Below are 21,295 nucleotides of genomic sequence, written 5' to 3' on the forward strand. Positions count from 1 at the left end.
CGACAGTTCTGATCAAGCGGCTTTGATCGCCTTGGCCGATACCGCACAAGTGCGCGGATGCTCGACCAGCGACACAAAGCTTCGGCTGTCGGCATCCAGCGCATCGATCGAACCGGTCTCGATGTCGTACACCCAGCCATGCAGGTTCAACAGGCCCTTTTCCTGGGCCAGTCGCACACTCGGGTGTGTCTGGATGTTGGCCAGTTGGGCGATGACATTCTCCCGAACCATCGAATTGACCTTGGCCGCCTCACTGGTGTGTGGCCGGGCTTCGTTGATCACTTTCGCCGACTCGGCATGTTGCAGCCAGCCGCTGACGGCGGGCAGGTGATCCATGCATGTGCACTTGGCCACGGCCGTCATGGCGCCGCAGTCCGAATGGCCGCAAATCACGATGTCAGTCACGCCGAGCACGGCGACGGCGTATTCGACCGTGGCCGAGACACCTCCCGGATGCGGGCTGTAGGACGGCACGATGTTGCCGGCGTTACGGATCACGAACAGTTCACCGGGTTCTTGTTGGGTCAGCAGCTCCGGCACTACACGGCTGTCGGAACAGGTGATGAACAGCGTGCCCGGATGCTGGGTCGTGGCCAGGTGCTTGAACAGATCGGTGCGTTGTGGAAAGGCTTCTTTCTGGAACTTCAAAAAACCGTCGATGAGCGCTTTCATGTTCTTGTCCTCAAGGGGGAGCAGGGTGTGGCCCGCACGAGGCGTGCGAGCCGCTAGCAACTTAGAAAGGACGCAGCGGCAGGAACTTGCCGTCGAGGGTGATGACGGCGCGGGAGCCGCCTTCCGGATCTTCGACTTTCTTCATGTCGAGCTTGAAGTTGATCGCGCTGATGATGCCGTCGCCGAACTGCTCATGAACCAGGGCTTTGAGGGTGGTGCCGTAGATCTGGATCATTTCGTAGAAGCGGTAGATGGTCGGGTCGGTCGGCACGCTCGAGAGACTACCGCGCAGCGGGATGATCTGCAGCCGGGTCACGGCGTCGGCATCCAGTTCCAGCTTGTCGCCGACCACTTTGGCAGCGCTTTCAGGCAGCGGGTGTTGACCGAGCAGGGCGGCGGTGACATAGGCCAGGCTCAAACCTGTGCCGTCGGCCAGGTCCTGCCACGACAGGTTTTTGCGCGCCTTGGCGTCCAGGACAGAAGTGGTCAGGGCCAGGCTTGGGTCGTTGTAGGCATGGGACTGTTGCATGGTGATTCTCCTATCGGAAGGGGTGTCGCTTGGGTGTGGGGCCATCTTCTGCCGATCCATCCATAGCGTCCAAGACCGATATACAATGCAAGCCATAAGTACCGCCTATAGATTGAGAATCCCATGTTGCTTCGACATTTGCGTTACCTGCTGGCGGTGGCCGACCATGGTGGTTTCACCCGCGCCGCCGAAATGCTGCACGTGTCCCAGCCGACCTTGTCGCAGCAGATCCGGCAGTTGGAAGAATCCCTCGGTGTGAGCCTGTTCGACCGCACCTCGCGCACGGTCAAACCCACCGATGCCGGCGAGGCTTACATTGAATGCGCGCGGCGGGTGTTGGTGGAACTGGAAGCGGGCAAGCGTGCTTTGCATGACGTGAAGGATTTGTCTCGCGGGACCTTGCGCCTGGCCATGACGCCGACGTTCATGGCCTATCTGGTAGGGCCACTGGTGCGCGACTACCTGGCGCGCTACCCGAACATCCACCTGGAGATTTTCGAGTTGTCGATGGACGAAATCGAGGTCGGGCTGGCGGATGATTCGCTGGATATCGCGATTGCGTTTGATCAGGTGAGAAGCACCGACATCGAATCGATCCCGGCCTTTACCGAAACCCTGGGGTTGATGGTTGGGCGGGATCATCCGCTTTACGAACATCAGGACGCGTTGTCCGCAGAAGAGGTGGCTCGCCTTGAATTCGCGCTGCTGACCCCGGACTACATCACCCGGACCTGCATCGATGAGTATTTCACTCAGGCGCAGATCACGCCCAAAGTGGTGATTGAAGTGAACTCGGTCAACACACTGCTGGAAGTCATCCGGTATTCGGCCATCGCCACTATCCTGCCGGAACCCATCGCCACTCAGGATCGGGCATTGCGCAAATTGTCCATGCGAGGCGCAGCGCCAGAGCGCGGGGCCGCGTTGCTGCGGCGCAAGAACAACTATCACAGCGCGGCGGCGTTGGCGTTTGTGGAGCTGGTATTGGGAATGGGGTTTTCTTGACTACTACAACTCCCACAGTTGATCTTCGTTCAGACATAAAAAAGGCCTGCTCCTTATCGGGAGCAGGCCATGTTTATCAATAAGTCAGTAGTGACTCATTTCAATTAGTAGAACCGGTCAATCACCCGAACTTCGTTCTGATTCTGCATCGAGGCCCAGGCCTGTTTCAGGGTTTGCAGAACATTACCGATGAAGTCCTTGTCGGCCGCGGCCTTCTTGCCGACATAGCCCTGGCCGCGACGGTACATCTTCAGTCGGGCCAGCAGGTTCTGGTTGTTCTGGTCGAACTCTGCTTCATGGGCGTGCGGCGACAGGCAGTCGATATGAACCTGGCCACACTTGCTGATCCAGAGAATATGGTTGTCGTGGCTGTCTTTTTTTGCAGCGAAGATACGAGCCAGTTCATCGATAGTTGGTTGATTGTTCAGATTCATCATAAAGCCCCTTGACCAATTGGTGATCTTTCAAAGTTGATTCGCTAATACAGGTAGCCCATCGGTTAGTTGATCCCTGGCACCGAAACCAGGACGTCAGCGTTCGACCGCCTTATCGGGCGGGGTCCTGCGTCTGCTGCATGTAGTCGTGTTGAATAACTGCTACGCAATAGCGTCACAACGAAGAGAAGCGGCGAAAACCTTAAGGCCACTGCCGACGTTTTCAGGGTCGGCCACAAGCGTCATGAGGATTGCTCGCCAAGTCTTCTCGCCCTTGTACTGGACGTTCAGGCCAGGTCAGCTTCTTCAATCTGCCTTGTGGGCAGCGTGTATCCGGGAAAAACAGCTCGGCGGTCAGACGAGCTTGCTCAAACGTGTTGCCTGTACTCCCGATCGGGGAGACGTCTGCATCATGCAAGGGCAGATCGAAGGCGTCAACGGTTTTGTAGTGAATATTTTTAGTCACTACATATTGTCGGACAAAGCTGTTCGGAATTAGCGGGCGGAGTCGAGGACGTGTCGGTCAGGACGACAAAGGCGGACACTCAAAGCGGTAAAAAGTGCAGGGATGGCGGTCAACGACCTGCTGATGCACGGTGAGTCCGACAACGCTGAGCCCCGGCATCACGGCGGCCCAGAACAGGCGTGCCGGCTGGTTCGCCTCGATGTGGAAAATCTGCCATTGACCGGGGAATCGGCTCAAGAGGGTGGAAACGACAAATCGCGCGACACCCCGGCCACGCAAGCGTCGACTGATAAACAGATAGCCGATGTTGTACTCGGCACCGGGTAGGTGGGTCTGGTTATCCACGGTCGCGAAACCGGCCAGTTCTCCGTCGACCTTGATCAGGAAGGGGCGGGTGGCCGGGTTTCGCCAGTAGTCCGGCATGGGCAGGATGTTGAACAAACCGTATTCGCCCAGTTTCAGCGGCAACCATTCGCTGAAGTCGTAGGTGTAGAACTGCATCAGGTTCTCGATGGTTTCCAGCTCATCGCGTTGGGCGGCGTGCAGTTCTATCGAAGACATAAGGGTTGGCTCCAGATACGCCGGGGCGGGGACACCATTCATTATGGTTGGCGACAAGTAATCTGTGGCGAGGGAGCTTGCTCCCGCCGGACCGGTCCGCGTTCGGGCGCAGCAGTCCTTTATTTGGGAGCCGCTTCGCGACTCGACGGGGGCAAGCCCCCTCGCCACAAGGTTCGGTGTCAGGTTTGAGAGTTGCTTGCCGGTTTTGACCTGCGCTTGGTGCCGTTCGCTGGTTTACGCGGGGCGCCTTTACGTTTTTTCTTCCAAGGGGCTGCGGCGGAGCCGGTGGGCGGCGGGCCGCTGATGGTCATGCTCAGCCCGGCGCAACGGCTGACCTGCTTGCTCATCCACGCCGCCTGTTTGGTGACGAATTCTTCCAGGCTCATTTCCCCGCTTTGCACCATGTCCAGGGCCTGCTCCCAGATCGCCGTGGTGCCCGGATCGGCGATGGCCCGCGGTACGGCGTCGATCAGGCTGAACGCGGCTGGCGTCGCGGCCAGGGCCTTGCCGTTCTTGACCAGGTAACCACGGTCGAGCAGGCCCTGGATGATCGACGCGCGAGTCGCTTCGGTGCCGATGCCGGTGGTGTCCTTGAGCTTTTGCTTGAGCAGCGGGTCTTCCACCAGTTTGGCGACGTTCTTCATGGCCTTGATCAGATCGCCTTCCGTGAACGGCTTTGGCGGTTGTGTCCAGAGGTCTTTGAGTTGCACGCCGGCCACTGCGCAATCGATGCCTTCGGCCAGGTTGGGCAAGGTCTGCGGCGCGGGAGCTTCGCGCCCCTTGGCCGGAGCCAGCGCTTCGGGCAGGGCGCGTTTCCAGCCTGGCTCGATGATCTGCTTGCCGACAGCGCGCAAGGCCTCGCCGGCGCAGTCGAAGTCGGCCTGGGTGCGGTCGTATTCGTGATTGGGCAGGAACTGCGCCAGGTATCGCGCGCGGATCAGGGTGTAGACCGCGCGCTGTTTGCCCGCCAGCTTGTCGAGATTTTTCGCCGCAGCGGTGGGGATGATGCCGTGGTGTGCGCTGACCTTGGCATCGTTCCAGGCCCGTGAGCGCCGTTGCGGATCAAGGTGATCGTGCAAGGCGCTCAACGCCGGATCGGCCTGGCGCAACGCCGCCAGAATGGCCGGCGCCTCGCTGTGCTGGCTGAGGGGTAAGTAGCCGCAATCACTGCGCGGATAGGTAATGACTTTGTAGGTTTCGTACAGCGCCTGGGCGATGTCGAGGGTTTCCTGGGCGCCGAGGCCGAGCTTCTTCGAGCAGACCTCCTGCAGGGTGCCCAGATCGAACGGCAGCGGGGCCACTTCGCGCATGCGTTCGGTGCGCAACTTGATCACCCGCGCACTGGCCGCGCCGCTCATGGCGGCCGCCGCTTGTTGTGCCAGCGCCTGATTCAGGCAGCGGTCCTGATCGTCGCAAAGGTCCGATGCCGCGCGCCATTGAGCGGTGAACGCGGTGCCGTTGTGCAGCAGTTGCACATCGATGGCCCAATAGGCGACGGGCACAAAGTCGGCGATGCTGCGATCGCGATCCACCACCAGGCGCAAGGTTGGCGTTTGCACCCGGCCGACCGGCAACACGCCTTGGTAACCGGATTGGCGCCCCAGCAGGGTGAACAGCCGACTCATGTTCATGCCGATCAGCCAGTCGGCCCGGGAACGCCCCAGGGCCGAGTGATAGAGGCTGAAGGTCTCGTTCCCCGGTTTAAGTGCCGCCAGGGCCTTGCGAATGGACGCATCGTCCAGCGCCGACAACCAGAGGCGGCGGATCGGCCCGCGATAGCGGCAATGCTCCACCAGTTCCCGGGCGATCATCTCGCCCTCGCGGTCGGCGTCCGTGGCAATGATCAGTTCGGACGCTTCACCGAGCAGACGCTTGACCGCCTTGTATTGGCTGGCGGTGCGCGGCTTGACGGTCATTTTCCACTTTTCGGGAATGATCGGCAGGTCCGCCAGCACCCAGCGCTTGTAGCGTGCGTCGTAGGCGTCCGGCGGTGCGGTTTCCAGCAGATGGCCGATGCACCAGGTCACCGTGACGTCCGTTCCCAGCCAGCAGCCATCGCCCCGGCGCCTGGCGCCGAGGACTGCCGCGATGTCTTTGGCCTGGGAAGGTTTTTCACAGAGGTACAGCCGCATAACCACCATCGTCGATCAATGTGCGAGAGGTGCACAGAATGGCGGTTGATGGACGATGGAGCAATCTTTATCTGTATGGATGTACAGCTTGGTGTGTCGCTCCCGTTCGGCTGCGAAGCCGTCGCGAGGGTGAAACTTGGGTTATACCTGATAAATCGTGGTCTCAGGTTTTGGGGCTGCTGCGCAGCCCATCGCGGGCAAGCCACGCTCCTACAACGATTTGCAGGTCCATCACCGTCATGAGGAACGCATTCCATGAAAAGCTCCGGTCCTAGCCCTGTCATCACCATCGCCGAGCAGCCTGGCTGCCTGCTGGTAAGGTTTCACGGTATTCAAGTAGCCGCCTCGGCGCGGGCTCTGGTGTTGCTGGAGGCCAACTACCCGCCGGTGTACTACGTGCCGCGTGAGGATATCGACGAGAAGTATTTCGCCCGCACCGACCACACCAGTTATTGCCCGTACAAGGGCGATGCCAGCTATTTCAGTTTGCAGGTGCCAGGGCATGAAGGTGCCAATGCGGTGTGGAGTTACGAGGACCCCAAGGTGTCGGTAGAACAAATCCGCGGGTACATGGCGTTCTATCCGGATCAGGTGAAGTTCGAACTGCTCGATGCCGAAGTTTGATTGTGGCTGATAGCCGCGACGAGGGACCCGCTCCCTCGTCGCGAGCAATGACCTCAGTTCTTGTCGAGATCCACGTTGCGCGTCTCACGCAGACAAATCATCCCCACCACCAGGCTCACCCCGGTGATCACCACCGGATACCACAGCCCGTAGAAGATGTCCCCGGTGTACACCACCAGCGCGAACGACACTGTCGGCAAAAAGCCGCCGAACCAGCCGTTGCCGATGTGATAGGGCAGGGACATCGAGGTGTAGCGGATGCGGGTCGGGAACAGTTCGACCATCAGCGCCGCCAGCGGGCCGTAGCACATCGCGGAAATAATGATCAGCGCGACAATCAGCGCCACGATCATCGGTTTGTTGATTTGCTGCATGTCCGCCTGTTGCGGGTAACCGGCGAGGGTCACGGCACCGCGCAAGGCGGCTTCGTCGAAACCATCGATCTTCACGTCACCGACGCTCACCTGCACGCCGCTGCCGGCCGGGGCCGCTGTGCTCTGGTACGGCAGGCCCTGCTTGACCAGGAAGGTCTTGACCTTGTCGCACGGGCTGTCGAATTTCGCCTTGCCCACCGGGTCGAACTGGAAGGTGCAGGTGGCCGGGTCGGCCATTACGGTGATCGGTGCCTGGCGACTGGCCTGGTCGATGGCCGGGTTGGCGTAGTGGGCCAGGGTCTTGAAGATCGGGAAGTACAGCGCGGTGGCCAGCAGCAGGCCGAGCATCAGCACCGGCTTACGCCCGACCTTGTCCGACAGCCAGCCAAAGAAAATGAAGAAAGGGGCGCCGATGGTCACGCTGACAATCAGCAGACCGTTGGCCACCGCCGGGTCCATTTTCAGGAACTGGGTGAGGAAGAACAGCACATAGAATTGCGCGGCGTAGAAGGTCACCGCTTGCCCGGCATTGATGCTGAACAGCGCGATCAGCACCACCTTGAGGTTTTCCCATTTACCGAAGGAGTCGCGAATCGGCTGTTTGCACAGCTTGCCTTCTTCTTTCATTTTCACGAAGGCCGGCGACTCGTGCAGGCTCATGCGAATCCAGGTCGAGATGCCCAGCAGCACGATGGAAAACAGGAACGGAATACGCCAGCCCCAGACTTCGAACTGATCGCCGGTGAAGTAGCGGCAGCCCAGCACCACCAGCAGCGACAGCAGCAGGCCCAGGGTCGCGGTGGACTGAATCCAGCTGGTGTGGAAGCCCCGCTTGCCGACGGGCGCGTGCTCGGCGACATAGGTCGCGGCGCCGCCGTACTCACCGCCCAGGGCCAGGCCCTGGAGCATGCGCAACACCACCAGGATGATCGGCGCAGCGATGCCGATACTGGCGTAGGTCGGCAGCAATCCGACGCAGAACGTTGCCAGGCCCATGAGAATGATGGTGGCGAGGAAGGTGTACTTGCGTCCGATCATGTCCCCCAACCGACCGAATACCAGCGCACCGAACGGCCTGACGATGAAGCCGGCGGCGAAGGCCATCAGCGCGAAGATGAACGCTGTGGTGTCGTTTACCCCGGCGAAAAACTGCTTGCTGATCACCGCCGCGAGGGCGCCATAGAGGAAGAAGTCGTACCACTCGAAGACCGTCCCGAGGGACGAGGCAAAGATGACTTTCTGGGTTTCCTGACTGGTGCCCGCGCTGCGCACGGCTTCCAGGGACTGAACGTGTTCTGACATACCGGTATCCCTCACAGTGATTGTTTTTGTTGTTCCACTGGTGTTGCGTGTTCCTTGCAGGGGTGATGCTCGATGTCCGTGAATCTAATGCGGTCCTTGTAGGAGCGAGCCTGGTCGCGATGGCGTCGTTCCATTCAACGTTTATACTGGCTGATCCACCGCTTTCGCGAGCAGGCTCGCTCCTACAGGGATTGTGTTTGCAGCGGAGTTGAGGATCATCTGCGCAGCCTTCTCGGCAATCATCAGTGTCGGCGAGCAGGTGTTGCCCGAGGTGATGCGCGGCATGATCGAGGCGTCGGCGATGCGCAGGCCGGGGATGCCATGGACCATGAGCTGCGCATCGACCACGGCGTCGGCGTCGTTGCCCATGCGGCAGGTGCCCACCGGATGGAAAATCGTGGTGCCGATCCGCGCGGCGGCTTCGTGCAGCTGTTCTTCGCTTTGCAGGCTGTCACCGGGCAGATATTCCACGGGATTGAAGGGTCGCAGGGCCGGCGCGGCGACGATGCGCCGGGTCAGGCGAATGGCATCGGCGGCGACCCGCAGGTCTTCCGGGTGGCTCAGGTAATTGGGTTGAATCAGCGGTGCTTCTTGCGGGTTGGCCGAGCGGATATCGACTCGGCCACGGCTTTGCGGACGCAAATCGCAGACCGAAGCGGTGAACGCCGGGAACGTATGCAGCGGTTCGCCAAAGCGCTCCAGCGACAGCGGTTGTACGTGATATTCGAGGTTGGCTGAAGTCTGCTCCGGCCCCGAGCGGGCAAAGGCGCCCAACTGGCTCGGCGCCATGGACAGCGGACCGCTGCGGTCATACAGGTAGCGCAGGCCCATGCCCATCTTGCCCCACAGGCTGCCGGCAATCTGGTTCAGGGTGCGGGCATTTTCCAGCTTGTAGATCAGCCGCAGTTGCAGGTGATCCTGCAAGTTACCGCCGACACCGGGCAGTTCATGGGCGACACCGATGCCCAGCCGTTCCAGCAGCGGACGCGGGCCGATGCCGGAGCGTTGCAGGATGCTCGGCGAACCGACCGAGCCGGCACACAGGACAATCTCCTTGCGCGCCTTGAAGGTCTTCGACTGGTCTTGCCAGCGGGCGCTGACCGCCGAGGCGCGGCCATTGTCCAGCAGCACGCGATCGACTTCGACACTGGTCAGTACGGTGAGATTCGGACGCTGGCGACTGGGTTTTAGAAAGGCCTTGGACGCGTTCCAGCGGATGCCGGCCTTCTGATTGACCTGGAAATAGCCGCAACCTTCGTTGTCGCCCTGGTTGAAGTCATCGATGCTGGCGATGCCGCTTTGTTCGGCGGCGCTGCGGAAGGCGTCGAGAATCGGCCACGACAGGCGCTGGCGTTCGACTCGCCATTCGCCCGCGGCACCGTGAAATTCGGCGGCGCCGGCAAAGTGGTTTTCACTCTGCTTGAACAGCGGCAACACGTCCTGCCAGCTCCAGCCGGGGTTGCCGTCGGCGGCCCAGCGGTCGTAGTCAGCGGCCTGGCCACGCATGTAGATCATGCCGTTGATCGATGAGCAGCCACCCAGCACCTTGCCGCGCGGGTAGCTCAGGGCGCGGCCTTGCAGGCCCGGTTGCGCTTCGGTCTTGAAGCACCAGTCGGTGCGCGGGTTGCCGATGCAGAACAGGTAGCCCACGGGGATGTGAATCCACGCGTAGTTGTCGCGGCCACCGGCTTCGAGCAACAACACACGATGTTGCGGGTTGGCCGACAGTCGATTGGCCAGCAGACACCCGGCCGGCCCGGCCCCGACCACGATGTAATCGTATTCATCCAGGGGAGTCTGCATCCCTGACCTCGTTTTGTTGTTCTTGTTGTCTGTCATCCTAGTTGTTAGCTTTCGTCAAAAGAATGTTAGTTTTTGCGCAGCCGCTGTGCGTTTTTAAACAGCATCCCGAACAGCAAAGAACAAGGACGATTCATGTTCGACTGGAATGACCTGCGGTTTTTTCTCGAATTGCAGCGCAGCGGGCGTTTGCTCACGGCCGCCCGCCGCCTGAACACCACCCATGCCACCGTGGCGCGGCACATCGAGGCCATCGAAAAGAGCCTCGGCACGGCGTTGTTCGTTCAACATGCCCAGGGATATGAGATGACCCCGGCGGGCGAGGCGTTGCTTAAACACGCCGAGGCGATGGAGAACGTGGCGTTGCTGGCCCAGGAGGAAATCACCCAGTCCACCGCGCCGCTGGGCAAGATCCGCGTCGGGGTGACCGAAGGGCTGGGCATCATGTTCCTCGCCAGTCGCATGAACGGCTTGTTCGAACGCTATCCGGGGCTGGAAGTGGAGCTGGTGGCGGTGCCACGTTTTGTCAGCATCCTCAACCGCGAGGCGGAAATCAGCATCCACCTTGAGCGCCCGGCGGCTGACATGCTGGTCACCCGCAAACTCACCGACTATCGCCTGGCGTTGTATGCCAGCCAGGACTACCTCGATCGTTCGCCGCCATTGCGCAGTCGTGAGGACCTGGGGCGTCATGCGTGGATCGGCTACGTCGACGATCTGCTGTTCAGCCAGGAACTGATGTTCCTCAACAGCTTCTGCCGCAACCCGCAGGTGGTGTTTCACAGCACCAGCGTGATCGCCCAGCAACAGGCGGCGCGCTCAGGCCTGGGGATTGCCGTGCTGCCGTGCTACATGGCCTGTGCTGATCCCGGTCTGGTGCCATTGTTGCCGGACGAAAGCATCCAGCGCAGCTACTGGATCAGCACGCGTCGCGAGCTGCACAAATCGGTGCGGTTGCGGGTGTTGTGGGATTATGTGGTGCAGTTGTGTGAGCGCGAGCAGGGGTTGTTGTTGGGCGGTGCCTGAACGGACGCCTTCGCTGGCAAGCCAGCTCCTACAGGGGCAACGCATACCTATGTAGGAGCTGGCTTGCCAGCGAAGGCGGCGGCCCATTCGGAATTGATCTTGCGGTTTAACCCACAATCTCGAACGCGGTACTGGCCAGCCGCTCACCATTAACCATGATGTGCACCGCATGACGCCCCGCATAATGCCGGCGGGTGGTGAGCTCCTTGATGTGCTGACCGCGACTGACGGCTTCGCTGGCTTTGCCGGGCAGCGTCAGCGCCTTGAGCTTGAACACCTTCGCCGAGGTGCTGCCGTTGGCCTTGACGTAATCAATGGCATAGTCGATCACCAGACGCTGACTGCTTTCTACCGTGGATCTGATGGCAAACGACAGGGTGATTTTTTCTCCCAGGCCAATCACCGGCGGTTCGACTTTCACATCGACGATCTCGACTTCAGGCTTGCCGCCCGCGCCGATGATCGCCAGTGCCCGCGGGTTGCCCTGTTTGATCAGGCTGCGCAGGGCGTGCCTGGCGATCCATGCGGTGTGCCTGTTGTCCAGCGCCCAGCCTTCGATCAGGTCCAGCACCCAATCGGAGTGATCCTTGGTGATGTCGTTGAGGTGGTTGGCCACGGATTTGCGTACATACAGGCTGGTGTCGGCCTTGAGGTTGTCGAGGATGTTCGCGGCGAGTGTCGGATCGGCCTGGATGGGCTCCAGCCGGAATGACCAGGGCAGGCGCGGCCGGCATCCTTCGCTGGCCAGGCGCCGCACATGCTCGTTGTCGTCCAGCGACCAGGCATGCATCAGCTTGAGCGAGCGCTTGAGGTCACTGCGCAGAAAGTGACGGATCGCGAATTCCGAAGAGCCAAAAGCGGTGAAGTACTTCAGCGCGTCCATCGACTGATCGAACGCATGGGCGCCGTAGCTGGCGACATAGTGCGGCAGGCACATGCTGACGAAGCCGCTGTTGAGGCGCGGGGCGAGGGCGCGCAGCACCTCTAGCGACGCCTCATAGTCCAGCGGCAACACCGCGTGCAGGCATTCGCTGACCCGGGCCATGCGCTGCATGACGCTGAGGTCTGCCAGGCCGGACTGGGCTAGCTTCAGGAAGCGCCTGGCCTCGAATGGCGGATAGATCGCGGTCATTTCGCTGGCGATGTGCTGGAGGCGCTCGGTGTTGAAGATTTCCTTCAGGGCGGGGGCAGGTTGGTCAGTCATGGTGGTTCCCTGGCAATTGTTGTTGATCCATCACACCGCGTCATCGTTCATCGCGAGCAGGCTCGCTCCTACAGAAGAGCGTGTGAGCAGCCTGCTCGCGAAGGGGCCCTCAAATTCACCTCATTTTGTGCCCGCTTGCTCTTGCAGTTGATCCGACTCGAATAACCTGGCCAGTTCGACCCGCGCTTCCTGCGCGGTCTGCATCACTTTCACTGCGTCGTCATACACCGCGTGCTGGGCTTCAAGCACCTCTTCGTCATGCTGCTTGAAGCGTTTGATCCGCGCATCCGCCTGGGCCTGGGTCAGACCCAGCCCGATCAGGGTTCGCCGGCTCATTTCCAGGCTCGAATGGAAGGTTTCGCGCACGGCGTGAGCGCCGACGTCCATCAGCCGGTGCACATGCTGACGGTTACGGGCACGGGCGATGATTTTCATCTGCGGGTAGAGCTTGCGCACCAGTTCGGCGGTCTTGATGTTGGTGTCCGGGTCGTCGGTGGCGATCACGAAATACTCGGCTTCCCCGACCTTGGCCGCGCTGAGGATTTCCGGGCGCATCGGGTCGCCGTAGAACACCGGCACGCCACCAAAGCTGCGGGACAGCTCGATGGTTTCCACCGAGGTGTCGAGGGCCACGAATTTGATGTTCTGTGCGCGCAAAATCCGCGCAATGATCTGGCCCATGCGACCCATGCCGGCGATCACCACCCGTGGCGCGTCGGTGTCGATTTCGCGGAACTTCTCCGGTACTTCCACCGGTTGCACTTTCGGGCTGACCAAGCGTGCGCAAAGCAGCAGCAACAGCGGCGTCACGGCCATGGACAGGGTGATGGTCAACACCAGCAAGTCATACAGTTGCGCGGCGAACAGCCCGTGGTCGCGACCGATCTTGAACACCACAAAGGCAAATTCACCACCGGCCGCCAACACGATACCCAGGCGGATCGCACTGACCTTGTTCAAGCCGCCGGCCAGGCGCCCGACAATAAACAGCAGCGGCAGTTTGATCGCGATCAGCAGCAGCGTCAGGCCCAGCACTGCGACCGGTGTGCTCAGCAACAGGCTCAGGTTCGCACCCATGCCGACGCTGATGAAAAACAGCCCGAGCAACAGGCCCTTGAACGGTTCGATCTGGGCTTCCAGTTCATGGCGATACTCGGAGTCCGCCAGCAGCAGGCCGGCGAGGAATGCACCCAGGGCCATGGAAATACCGGCCAGCTCCATCAACCATGCCGTGCCGATCACCACCAGCAACGCCGTGGCGGTGGAGACCTCTGGCAACGCGGTTTTGGTCACCACGCGAAACACCGGTCGCAGCAGATAGCGCCCGCCGATCACCACCACCGCAATGCTGACCAAGACTTGCAGGCCATGGTTCAGGTCTTCACTGGGGGTGGTGCTGTGATCGCCGCCGGCCAGCAACGGCACCATGGCGATCAAGGGGATTGCGGCGATGTCCTGAAATAACAGAATCGCGAACGCCAGTCGCCCGTGGGGGCTGGTCAGTTCCTTGCGTTCAGCCAGGCTTTGCAGGCCGAAGGCCGTGGACGACAGCGCCAGGCCCAGGCCCAGGACGATCGCGGTGTTCAGCGGCTGGCCAAAGCCCCACAGCGCCACCACGCCAATCACCGAGCCGGTCAGCAGCACTTGCGCCAGACCCACGCCGAACACTGATTTGCGCATCACCCACAAGCGTCGCGGCGACAGCTCCAGGCCGATGATGAACAACAGCAACACCACGCCGAGTTCGGAAATGTTCGCGACGCTTTGCGGGTTGTCGATCAGGCCCAGCACCGACGGGCCGATGATCACTCCGGCGAACAGGTAGCCCAGCACTGCCCCCAGTTGCAGGCGCTTGGCCAATGGAACGATGAGCACGACCGCCATCAGAAATACGACAGCAGCTTGTAGCAGGTTGCCTTCATGGGGCATGAGAAAACTCCAGGACTCGGTACAGCGGGGGTGACAAGAATAAAGGCTGGGCCCTTCGGCGTCAGCAAAACGCTCGGGCTCAGATGTTACAGTTTGCATTAATTAGTTACATTTATAGAATTAGCTGATCAATCCAACTGTCCCTCTCGAGTAGCCCCCATGGCGATCAACTTCGACCTCAACGATCTGCAAGCCTTCCGTGCCGTGGTCGAGCAGGGCAGCTTTCGCAAGGCCGCCGATACGGTGCGTATTTCCCAGCCAGCCTTGAGCCGGCGCATCGAAAAACTCGAAGACGCCCTCGGCGTGCGGCTGTTCGAGCGCACCACGCGCAAGGTCAGCCTGACCCAGGCCGGCCGCGGTTTCATGCCCAGCGTCGAACGCCTGCTGGACGATCTGGACGTGGCATTGCTGGGCATCAGCGAAGTCGCTTCGACCCGGCTCGGCCATGTCACGGTCGCCTGTGTACCCTCGGCGGCGTATTACTTCATGCCGCGAGTGATCGCGCACTATCACCGGCAGTTTCCGCGGATCAAGGTCAAGGTGCTGGACTCCAGCGCCCACGACGTATTGAGCGCGGTGGTCAATGGCGAAGCGGATTTCGGCCTGAGTTTCATGGGCACCCTGGAAGCCGAAGTGGATTTCGAGCCCTTGGTGCAAGAGGGGTATGTCGTGGCGTGCCGGCGCGATCATCCGCTGGCGGGGCGAAGCAGTGTCACCTGGGACGAGTTCTATCAGCAGGATTACATCTCGCTGGATAAAACCTCGGGCAACCGTTTTCTGCTGGACCAGGCGCTGACCGGCGTGGTGCCGCAGCGGCCGAGCATCTGCGAAACCCGGCACGTGACCACCATGATCGGTCTGGTGGAGGCCGGGTTGGGCGTGGCGGCGGTGCCGTTGATGGCGATGCCGGCGGCGGATCATCCGATCCTGACGCGGGTGCCATTGACCGAACCGCAAGTGATGCGCAGCGTCGGTCTGATCAAGCGCCGGGGTCGAACCCTGACCCCGGCGGCATTGGAGCTGGAGCGGCTGGTGGTGGAGATGAAAGTCCTGCAGCCGTCGGTCAGCGACTGACCGAGTCCAGTCCGGTCGCTTTCACGTCCGGTTGAGCCTGGGCCGAGGCCATGTATTCCAGCAAGGCCTTGGCTTCGGCCGGGTGTCGGGCACCTACCGGGATACCGGCGGCAAACCGGGTGACCGACTGCACCGACTCCGGAATCTTCGCCACGAAACTGACCCCCGGAACCGGCAACAGTTCGCTGACCTGCTGGAAACCCAGTTGATAGTCACCGGTGGCAACCACCGAGCCCACGGGGATTTTCGGCACCATGGTCGACTTTGGCTTGAGCTGGTCCTCGATCCCCAGGCGCTTGAACAGCTGCTGCTCGATGTACACGCCGCTGGCGCTGTCTGAGTAGGCCACTGATTTGGCGTCGAGCAGCGTCTTTTTCAGGCCCTCGACGTTGCTGATATCCGGTTTCGGCGCACCTTCGCGCACCACCAGGCCAATGCGTGAATCCGCCAGTTCGACTCTTGAAGCGGGATCGACTTTGCCTTGTTTGATCAGATCGTCCAGCGCGTAGCCGACCATGATCACCACGTCGGCTTGCTCACCCCGGGCCAGGCGATTGGGGATCGCTTCCGGGGCCTTGCCCATGGAGGGGCCGAGTGCGGTGTCGAGGGTGTTGCCAGTGGAGGCGGCGAACTTCGGGCCGAGGATCTTGTAGGCCGCCGTGAAGCCGCCGGAGGTCATCACACGGATCTCTTCAGCCTGGGCAATGCCGCTCAAGCCCAGACTGGCCACCAACGCAAGGGCGGCAAAACTGAAGGTTTTTTTCATGGTCAAGTTCTCGATAAAGGGCCGGTTCACGAGGCCACCGGTTGCAGATGGTTCGAGGCGCGTCGATAGAGCATGAGCGTCGCGCACAGCGCGCACAGGGCTGCAAAGCTCATCCAGTAACCCGGCGCCGCCTTGTCGCCGGTGTACTGGATCAGCAAGGTCGACATCGCCGGGGTGAACCCGCCGAACACGGCCGTAGCCAGGCTATAGGCGAGGGAGAAACCGGCCACCCGGACTTCCACTGGCATGATCTCCGTCAGCGCCGGGATCATTGCGCCGTTGTACAGGCCGTAGATGAACGACAGCCACAGCAACACCAGCAGCATGTGGATGAAGCTGGGCGCGTTGACCAGAAAGGTCAGCATCGGATAGGTGGTGGCGATGGCCAGCACAGCCATGACAATCAACACCGGGCGGCGACCGATTCGGTCGGACAGGGCTCCGCCAATCGGCAGCCAGATGAAGTTCGAGACGCCGACCAGCAATGTCACCAGCAGCGCATCGGACGTGCTCAGGTGCAGCACGGTTTTACCGAAGGTCGGCGCGTACACCGTGATCAGGTAGAACGCGGTGGTGGTCAGGGCGACCATCATCATGCCAGCGAACACGGTCAGCCAGTTTTGCCCCAGGGTGCGGAACACTTCACCCATGCTCGGGCGGTGTTTACGGGTGGCGAACTCTTCGGTTTCTTCCAGGTTGCGGCGCAGCAGGAAGATGAACGGCACGATCATGCAGCCGACGAAGAACGGAATCCGCCAGCCCCAATCGGCAATCACGTTCGGCGCCATCCACTGGTTCAAGGCGTAACCCAGCGCGGCGGCGACGATGATCGCCACTTGCTGGCTGCCCGACTGCCAACTGGTGAAAAAGCCCTTGTGGCCGGGTGTGGCGATCTCGGCGAGATACACCGACACGCCGCCCAATTCCGCACCGGCGGAAAAGCCCTGCAGCAGCCGCCCGATCAGCACCAGGGCCGGGGCGAACAAGCCGATGGTTTCGTAGCCGGGCACCAGCACAATCAGGATGGTGCCGCTGGCCATGATCGACAGAGTCACGATCAACCCTTTGCGTCGGCCCACATCATCGATATAGGCACCCAGCACCACCGCGCCCAACGGACGCATCAGAAAGCCTGCGCCGAACACTGCGAAGGTCATCATCAGCGAGGCGAATTCGCTGCTGGCCGGAAAGAATACGGCAGCGATTTGCGTGGCATAGAAACCAAAAAGGAAGAAGTCGAACTGTTCGAGGAAGTTGCCCGAGGTGACCCGGAAAATGGCACTGGCGCGAGAGCGTCCGCGCGGGATTGAGGCTGTCATCGATAAATACTCCACCGCTTTTATGACGTGCGCTGCCTGGACGCGGCGCACGGTTCTTATTGGGGCGGATAGTGGAGCAGGGGGATCGATATGTTAATTGCATAGTTGGCATGCATTGATGTGTGAAGTGGATCAATGCATTCGTGGACGTGCTCGTGCAGTTACCGGTACAGGCACCCGTCGACGAAACGCTATTCGCTATGTGCCCGCACTACGCTCTCGGTGCCCAGCCGATACTGATTGTTCCCGCTGCGCTTGGCCTCATACATCGCCAGGTCGGCAATGTGCAGCAAGCGGTCGATGCTCGGCGCATGATCGGGGAACACGGCGACGCCGAGACTGGTGCCGATGTGGCGCTGGTCGTTGCCGATGGTGACGGGCGGGGAGAGTTCGACGAAGATTTTCTGGCAGATGGTGCGCGCTTCGTCTTGCAGGCTTTTACCTTGGGGCAGGTCCTGGAGGATGACCACGAATTCGTCGCCGCCGATCCGGGCGACGGTGTCGGTGCCACGCAGAATGCGCTTGAGCCGTGTGGCGGTCGTGACCAGCACCCGGTCGCCCGCCGCATGACCATAGCGGTCGTTGATGGCCTTGAAACCATTGAGGTCGACAAACACCAGCGCCACCCGCGTGGCACCGGCGCGTGCCTGTTCCAGCGCTTCGGACAGGCGCTCTTCGAGCACCAGGCGATTGGGCAGGCCGGTCAGCCGGTCGTAATGGGCCAGGTGCTTGAGGTAGTTGGCCGAGGCCTTTTCTTCGGTGATGTCGCGTACCACGCCCATCATCTTGATCGTTTCGTTGTGGTCATTCTTGACCACGTTGCCGGTTTCCCGCAGCCAGCGGATCGTTCCGTCGAGCCAGACCACGCGGTACTCCTCGTCATGGTTTTCGCCGGTTTCCAGGCAACGCAGTTCGCCGGCCCGAACCCTGTGCCGGTCGTCCGGATGCACGCAGGAGCAGAACAGGGCGTAAGAGGGCATCACTTCGCCGATCTTGAAGCCGAACATGCCGAAAATTGCATCTGACCAGTACAACCGGTCGGTGTCGACATCCCAATCCCAGGTGCCGATACGAGCGAAATACTGGCTGCGTTTGAAGCGCTCGGCGTCGTCATCCTGGTGGATGCTCCGGCCTTCGGACAGGCTGTTGATGATCGCGCGATACTCCGCCAGCTGCTTGTGCAGCGAGCGTTCGCGCCAGACCAGCGCGACGATCAGGGTAAGCGTCATTGAACCAAGGATGACGCTGGTCCAGAGCAGGATCATTCGGGGGAGGCCTTCAGGGCGGTGAACCGTACGGGTAATTGTTGATTATTTTAGTTCAGTAAACAGCTTTAAACGCCGCGCGCGGAGACGGCAATGGTTGCCAATCGAGAGCAAATCTGGGAAAACGGCGCCCGTCAGGCCCTTGAGGGCGAGAGAGCATACGAGTGAATTCAATGAATGACGAGCTTCAGGTAATCGATCTTCAGGTGGGTGACGGAAAAACCGCCATCAAAGGCGCACTGATCACCACCCAGTACCGTGGCTGGCTGGAGGACGGCACCGAATTCGACTCTTCCTACAGCCGTGGCAAACCCTTCCAGTGCGTGATAGGCACCGGGCGGGTCATCAAGGGCTGGGATTTGGGCATCATGGGCATGCAGGTCGGCGGTAAGCGCAAGTTGCTGGTGCCGGCGCATCTGGCCTATGGCGAACGCACCATGGGCAAGATCACGCCGAATTCGAACCTGATCTTCGAAATTGAATTGCTGGAAGTGCTGACGCGGGATGATTGACTTGAAGCTGGCTAGCCAATGCGAACGTCTGGCGCCGGCCCATGAGTTGTCTCACCTGACCGTCGAATACCGCACTGCTTGAGCGGTTTTCGGTCGGTCACTGAACAGCGCAATCCGCCCATTCAAGGAAGGGCGGTAATGCCAGGTCAGGCGATCCAGTGCCGTCTTCATCGCCAGAATTTGCTGGACGGTAGCGCCCGCAATGCATAACGCCAGTCGTTGCCCCGGACATTGATGGCGCCCCGCACCAAAGGTGAAGCTGCGCCGGTTCGGGCGGTCGAGCAGGAACGCGTCGGGGTTGTCGTTGAGCTGCGGGTCGCGATTGGCCGAGGCCAGCAGCACCAGGATCACGTCTGCGGCTTTCAGCTGCACCCCGTCAATCTCGCAGGGGGCGGCGACGAAGCGGCGGGTGTTCTGTACCGGCGGGTCGAAACGCTGCACTTCGGCCAGCAGGTCTTCGACAGGGGTTGATTCGCTGCGCAACGACGGATGTTGAATCAATGCCAGCACGGCGTTGCCGATCAGTCCGGCAGTGGCGTCGAAGGTCTGGGAGAACAGGCCGATCAGGTTGGCGATCAGCGTTTGCGGTGCGCCGGACGCGAAGCGCTGGCGGATGCCTGCAAGCAGAAGGCTGTGGTTGTCCGGGTCGGCCAGAAGCTCGACACAGTAACTGCTCATTTGTTCGGCGGCAGCGTGGGCGGCGGTCAATTGCGCCGCGTCACTCAAGGGCGACAGGCAGGCGACGAAATCCGCCGTCAACTCGCTGATGGCGCGGCCCTGAGCCGGGGTGAATCCCAACAACGCCGCCACCACGCACACCGGTCCGCGAAACATGGCGTTGTACAGGCCTGCGGCATCCGCGGTCATCAATCGGGCGCTGACCAGGGCCTCGACTTCCCGCGCATCGATCAACTCCAGCCCCGGCTCAATCGCCGACCGTGGGCAACGCTGGCGTTCACCCTCATTCATGCGCATCAATTGGCCGAACACCTGGCCGGCCATGCCGTCGGCAATCGCCTTGGGGACTGGCTCCTGCGCCGGTCGAACGTGGCAATCGGGATGCGCCAGCACGGCGGCCACCGCCCGGGCGCTGCTGGCCACCCACAGGTTCAGTTCTGGATGAAAAGCCAGCCCACCTTCGGCACGCAGTCGTGCGTAGTAGGGATAAGGATCGGCATGGGTCGCAGCAATGATCGGGTCCATGGGGCGCAGCCTTTTGTTGTTGGAAAGTGTTGCTACTATCTCCAGTCCGAAAGGGCGTTGATTCGTCCGGGAGCGAAATATGAGCGCAGAACAACACGACATCGGTGTCTCGCAGGTAGCGGCAGCCATCGCCGAGCCTGCACGGACGAAAATCCTCTGTTCGCTGATGGACGGCCACGCCCGCACCAGCACCGAACTGGCGACGGTGGCCGAAGTCAGCGCGTCGACCGCCAGTGCCCACCTGGCCAAACTCAAGGAGCTGGCGCTGGTGCGGCTGCACGTTCAGGGACGTCACCGCTATTACAGCCTGGCGGACAAACGCGTGGCCCAGGCCTTGGAGGCGCTGATGGTGATCGGCCAGAACACTGCGCCGGGCTTCAACTCGCGGACCCCGGATCGCCTGCAGTTTGCCCGCACCTGCTACGACCACATGGCGGGCACCCTGGCCGTGCTGATGCATGACCGGATGCTCGAGGCGGGCTGGCTCGAGGAAACCGACGAACAGGCCTATCGCTTGAGTGACAGTGGTTCGGCAATGTTTCAGGGGCTTGGGATCGAGGTACAGGACTTGAGCACCTTGCGCCGCCGCTTCGCCTGCCCGTGCCTGGACTGGAGCATGCGTCGGCCGCATCTGGGCGGATCGCTGGGTGCGGCGTTGCTGCAAACGGCGCTCAAGCGCAAGTGGGTGACCCAGGATCTGGACAGTCGCGCGTTGGCGTTGACGGCGTTGGGGCGCAAGGAGGTAGCGGGGCGGTTCGGGGTCGATTTGCGGTTGGATATTGAGGAGAAGAGCAAAAGATCGCAGCCTGCGGCAGCTCCTACAGGGGCTGCGATCTTTTTACGCCCATGAAAATCTATGGTCGCCCCCATTTTTGCAATACTGATTAACGGGTGGTGTGGTTGGCTTGCTTAAATCTATCCGGCGTCTGTTTGGGGCATGCCCCAGCGCCACGATGAGAATCGCGCCTGACGATCCTAAAAAGCCCATCGGCTTCTTAAAGCCGATTTTTATGCCAGGATCTTCGCCAGGCCGGTAGGCCGTTCACGTCATCTGTTGTTCAGCTATCGCAAAACCTGAAGGGTGAATCGTGGTACTGC

General features: G+C 61.1%; 19 protein-coding genes. 6 read left to right on the plus strand and 13 right to left on the minus strand.

Annotated elements, in window-relative coordinates; all coding sequences use genetic code 11:
* Positions 1 to 12: 12 nt before the first annotated feature.
* Entirely contained in the window at positions 13 to 672 is a 660-nt protein-coding gene (locus AC1DWG_RS23680) for a carbonic anhydrase (protein ID WP_477754555.1), read from the minus strand.
* A gap of 61 nt (positions 673 to 733) precedes the next feature.
* The gene (gene cynS / locus AC1DWG_RS23685) at positions 734 to 1,201 is read right to left on the minus strand and encodes a cyanase (RefSeq protein WP_477788430.1); all 468 of its coding nucleotides are present in this window, start codon (positions 1,199 to 1,201) and stop codon (positions 734 to 736) included.
* A 123-nt stretch (positions 1,202 to 1,324) separates the two neighbouring features.
* Between cynS and cynR the strand changes: the two genes are divergently transcribed.
* On the plus strand, positions 1,325 to 2,206 hold the full coding sequence (cynR, locus tag AC1DWG_RS23690) for a transcriptional regulator CynR (protein WP_477788431.1): 882 nt from the start codon (positions 1,325 to 1,327) through the stop codon (positions 2,204 to 2,206).
* Between the two features lie 104 nt (positions 2,207 to 2,310).
* Here the strand turns inward: cynR and AC1DWG_RS23695 are convergent, their stop codons facing one another.
* From AC1DWG_RS23695 to AC1DWG_RS23705, 3 genes are all read right to left on the minus strand, one after another.
* Positions 2,311 to 2,640: a hypothetical protein gene (locus tag AC1DWG_RS23695; protein ID WP_032829393.1), complete on the minus strand. Its 330-nt coding sequence runs from the start codon at positions 2,638 to 2,640 to the stop codon at positions 2,311 to 2,313.
* A 523-nt stretch (positions 2,641 to 3,163) separates the two neighbouring features.
* Entirely contained in the window at positions 3,164 to 3,667 is a 504-nt protein-coding gene (locus tag AC1DWG_RS23700; RefSeq protein ID WP_477754557.1) for a GNAT family N-acetyltransferase, read from the minus strand.
* Positions 3,668 to 3,846: 179 nt separating this feature from the next.
* On the minus strand, positions 3,847 to 5,799 hold the full coding sequence (locus tag AC1DWG_RS23705; RefSeq protein ID WP_477788432.1) for a DNA topoisomerase III: 1,953 nt from the start codon (positions 5,797 to 5,799) through the stop codon (positions 3,847 to 3,849).
* A 255-nt stretch (positions 5,800 to 6,054) separates the two neighbouring features.
* Between AC1DWG_RS23705 and AC1DWG_RS23710 the strand changes: the two genes are divergently transcribed.
* Complete coding sequence (locus tag AC1DWG_RS23710) at positions 6,055 to 6,423, plus strand: DUF427 domain-containing protein (protein ID WP_477764077.1); 369 nt, start codon at positions 6,055 to 6,057, stop codon at positions 6,421 to 6,423.
* A 53-nt stretch (positions 6,424 to 6,476) separates the two neighbouring features.
* Here AC1DWG_RS23710 and AC1DWG_RS23715 read toward each other — a convergent pair whose 3' ends face one another.
* Both AC1DWG_RS23715 and AC1DWG_RS23720 read right to left on the minus strand, forming a co-directional pair.
* Positions 6,477 to 8,099 carry an MFS transporter gene (locus tag AC1DWG_RS23715; protein ID WP_477754560.1) on the minus strand — a complete coding sequence of 541 codons (1,623 nt, stop codon included), beginning with the start codon at positions 8,097 to 8,099 and terminating at the stop codon, positions 6,477 to 6,479.
* Between the two features lie 141 nt (positions 8,100 to 8,240).
* A complete protein-coding gene (locus tag AC1DWG_RS23720; protein WP_477764078.1) occupies positions 8,241 to 9,902 on the minus strand; it encodes a GMC family oxidoreductase in 1,662 nt (553 codons plus the stop codon).
* Between the two features lie 132 nt (positions 9,903 to 10,034).
* On the opposite strand from AC1DWG_RS23720, the gene AC1DWG_RS23725 reads away from it, so the two are divergent.
* Positions 10,035 to 10,925, plus strand: coding sequence for a LysR family transcriptional regulator (locus AC1DWG_RS23725; RefSeq protein ID WP_477764079.1), 891 nt, complete (start codon positions 10,035 to 10,037; stop codon positions 10,923 to 10,925).
* Between the two features lie 106 nt (positions 10,926 to 11,031).
* On the opposite strand, the gene AC1DWG_RS23730 is transcribed toward AC1DWG_RS23725, so the two are convergent.
* On the minus strand, positions 11,032 to 12,129 hold the full coding sequence (locus AC1DWG_RS23730) for a DNA alkylation repair protein (protein ID WP_477788433.1): 1,098 nt from the start codon (positions 12,127 to 12,129) through the stop codon (positions 11,032 to 11,034).
* A gap of 120 nt (positions 12,130 to 12,249) precedes the next feature.
* Entirely contained in the window at positions 12,250 to 14,058 is a 1,809-nt protein-coding gene (locus AC1DWG_RS23735) for a monovalent cation:proton antiporter-2 (CPA2) family protein (protein WP_477764081.1), read from the minus strand.
* A gap of 159 nt (positions 14,059 to 14,217) precedes the next feature.
* Here AC1DWG_RS23735 and AC1DWG_RS23740 point away from each other — a divergent pair, with 159 nt between their 5' ends.
* Positions 14,218 to 15,132, plus strand: a complete 915-nt coding sequence (locus AC1DWG_RS23740) for a LysR family transcriptional regulator (protein WP_414918781.1) — start codon at positions 14,218 to 14,220, stop codon at positions 15,130 to 15,132.
* Here the strand turns inward: AC1DWG_RS23740 and AC1DWG_RS23745 are convergent.
* The 3 genes from AC1DWG_RS23745 to AC1DWG_RS23755 form a co-directional block, all read right to left on the minus strand.
* Entirely contained in the window at positions 15,122 to 15,898 is a 777-nt protein-coding gene (locus tag AC1DWG_RS23745) for a substrate-binding domain-containing protein (RefSeq protein ID WP_477764082.1), read from the minus strand. The two genes, AC1DWG_RS23740 and AC1DWG_RS23745, sit on opposite strands and share 11 nt — an antisense overlap.
* 26 nt (positions 15,899 to 15,924) lie before the next feature.
* Positions 15,925 to 17,217 (minus strand): tricarballylate/proton symporter TcuC, encoded by a 1,293-nt coding sequence (gene tcuC, locus AC1DWG_RS23750; protein WP_477764083.1) that lies wholly within the window; start codon positions 17,215 to 17,217, stop codon positions 15,925 to 15,927.
* A 191-nt stretch (positions 17,218 to 17,408) separates the two neighbouring features.
* On the minus strand, positions 17,409 to 18,482 hold the full coding sequence (locus AC1DWG_RS23755) for a diguanylate cyclase domain-containing protein (protein WP_477764084.1): 1,074 nt from the start codon (positions 18,480 to 18,482) through the stop codon (positions 17,409 to 17,411).
* A 173-nt stretch (positions 18,483 to 18,655) separates the two neighbouring features.
* Here AC1DWG_RS23755 and AC1DWG_RS23760 point away from each other — a divergent pair, with 173 nt between their 5' ends.
* Entirely contained in the window at positions 18,656 to 18,994 is a 339-nt protein-coding gene (locus AC1DWG_RS23760; protein ID WP_477764085.1) for an FKBP-type peptidyl-prolyl cis-trans isomerase, read from the plus strand.
* A 51-nt stretch (positions 18,995 to 19,045) separates the two neighbouring features.
* On the opposite strand, the gene AC1DWG_RS23765 is transcribed toward AC1DWG_RS23760, so the two are convergent.
* Complete coding sequence (locus AC1DWG_RS23765; RefSeq protein WP_477764086.1) at positions 19,046 to 20,197, minus strand: cytochrome P450; 1,152 nt, start codon at positions 20,195 to 20,197, stop codon at positions 19,046 to 19,048.
* Positions 20,198 to 20,276: 79 nt separating this feature from the next.
* Between AC1DWG_RS23765 and AC1DWG_RS23770 the strand changes: the two genes are divergently transcribed.
* Positions 20,277 to 21,047 carry an ArsR/SmtB family transcription factor gene (locus AC1DWG_RS23770; RefSeq protein ID WP_477764087.1) on the plus strand — a complete coding sequence of 257 codons (771 nt, stop codon included), beginning with the start codon at positions 20,277 to 20,279 and terminating at the stop codon, positions 21,045 to 21,047.
* Positions 21,048 to 21,295: the final 248 nt, after the last annotated feature.

The sequence above is a fragment of the Pseudomonas sp. P4_B3 genome (assembly GCF_056402295.1).

Bases quoted from the DNA above. Each gene is read 5' to 3' on its own strand.
- AC1DWG_RS23680 (WP_477754555.1), bottom strand. From the start codon at position 672: ATGAAAGCGCTCATCGACGGTTTTTTGAAGTTCCAGAAAGAAGCCTTT.
- cynS (WP_477788430.1), bottom strand. From the start codon at position 1,201: ATGCAACAGTCCCATGCCTACAACGACCCAAGCCTGGCCCTGACCACT.
- cynR (WP_477788431.1), top strand. From the start codon at position 1,325: ATGTTGCTTCGACATTTGCGTTACCTGCTGGCGGTGGCCGACCATGGT.
- AC1DWG_RS23695 (WP_032829393.1), bottom strand. From the start codon at position 2,640: ATGAATCTGAACAATCAACCAACTATCGATGAACTGGCTCGTATCTTC.
- AC1DWG_RS23700 (WP_477754557.1), bottom strand. From the start codon at position 3,667: ATGTCTTCGATAGAACTGCACGCCGCCCAACGCGATGAGCTGGAAACC.
- AC1DWG_RS23705 (WP_477788432.1), bottom strand. From the start codon at position 5,799: ATGCGGCTGTACCTCTGTGAAAAACCTTCCCAGGCCAAAGACATCGCG.
- AC1DWG_RS23710 (WP_477764077.1), top strand. From the start codon at position 6,055: ATGAAAAGCTCCGGTCCTAGCCCTGTCATCACCATCGCCGAGCAGCCT.
- AC1DWG_RS23715 (WP_477754560.1), bottom strand. From the start codon at position 8,099: ATGTCAGAACACGTTCAGTCCCTGGAAGCCGTGCGCAGCGCGGGCACC.
- AC1DWG_RS23720 (WP_477764078.1), bottom strand. From the start codon at position 9,902: ATGCAGACTCCCCTGGATGAATACGATTACATCGTGGTCGGGGCCGGG.
- AC1DWG_RS23725 (WP_477764079.1), top strand. From the start codon at position 10,035: ATGTTCGACTGGAATGACCTGCGGTTTTTTCTCGAATTGCAGCGCAGC.
- AC1DWG_RS23730 (WP_477788433.1), bottom strand. From the start codon at position 12,129: ATGACTGACCAACCTGCCCCCGCCCTGAAGGAAATCTTCAACACCGAG.
- AC1DWG_RS23735 (WP_477764081.1), bottom strand. From the start codon at position 14,058: ATGCCCCATGAAGGCAACCTGCTACAAGCTGCTGTCGTATTTCTGATG.
- AC1DWG_RS23740 (WP_414918781.1), top strand. From the start codon at position 14,218: ATGGCGATCAACTTCGACCTCAACGATCTGCAAGCCTTCCGTGCCGTG.
- AC1DWG_RS23745 (WP_477764082.1), bottom strand. From the start codon at position 15,898: ATGAAAAAAACCTTCAGTTTTGCCGCCCTTGCGTTGGTGGCCAGTCTG.
- tcuC (WP_477764083.1), bottom strand. From the start codon at position 17,217: ATGACAGCCTCAATCCCGCGCGGACGCTCTCGCGCCAGTGCCATTTTC.
- AC1DWG_RS23755 (WP_477764084.1), bottom strand. From the start codon at position 18,482: ATGATCCTGCTCTGGACCAGCGTCATCCTTGGTTCAATGACGCTTACC.
- AC1DWG_RS23760 (WP_477764085.1), top strand. From the start codon at position 18,656: ATGAATGACGAGCTTCAGGTAATCGATCTTCAGGTGGGTGACGGAAAA.
- AC1DWG_RS23765 (WP_477764086.1), bottom strand. From the start codon at position 20,197: ATGGACCCGATCATTGCTGCGACCCATGCCGATCCTTATCCCTACTAC.
- AC1DWG_RS23770 (WP_477764087.1), top strand. From the start codon at position 20,277: ATGAGCGCAGAACAACACGACATCGGTGTCTCGCAGGTAGCGGCAGCC.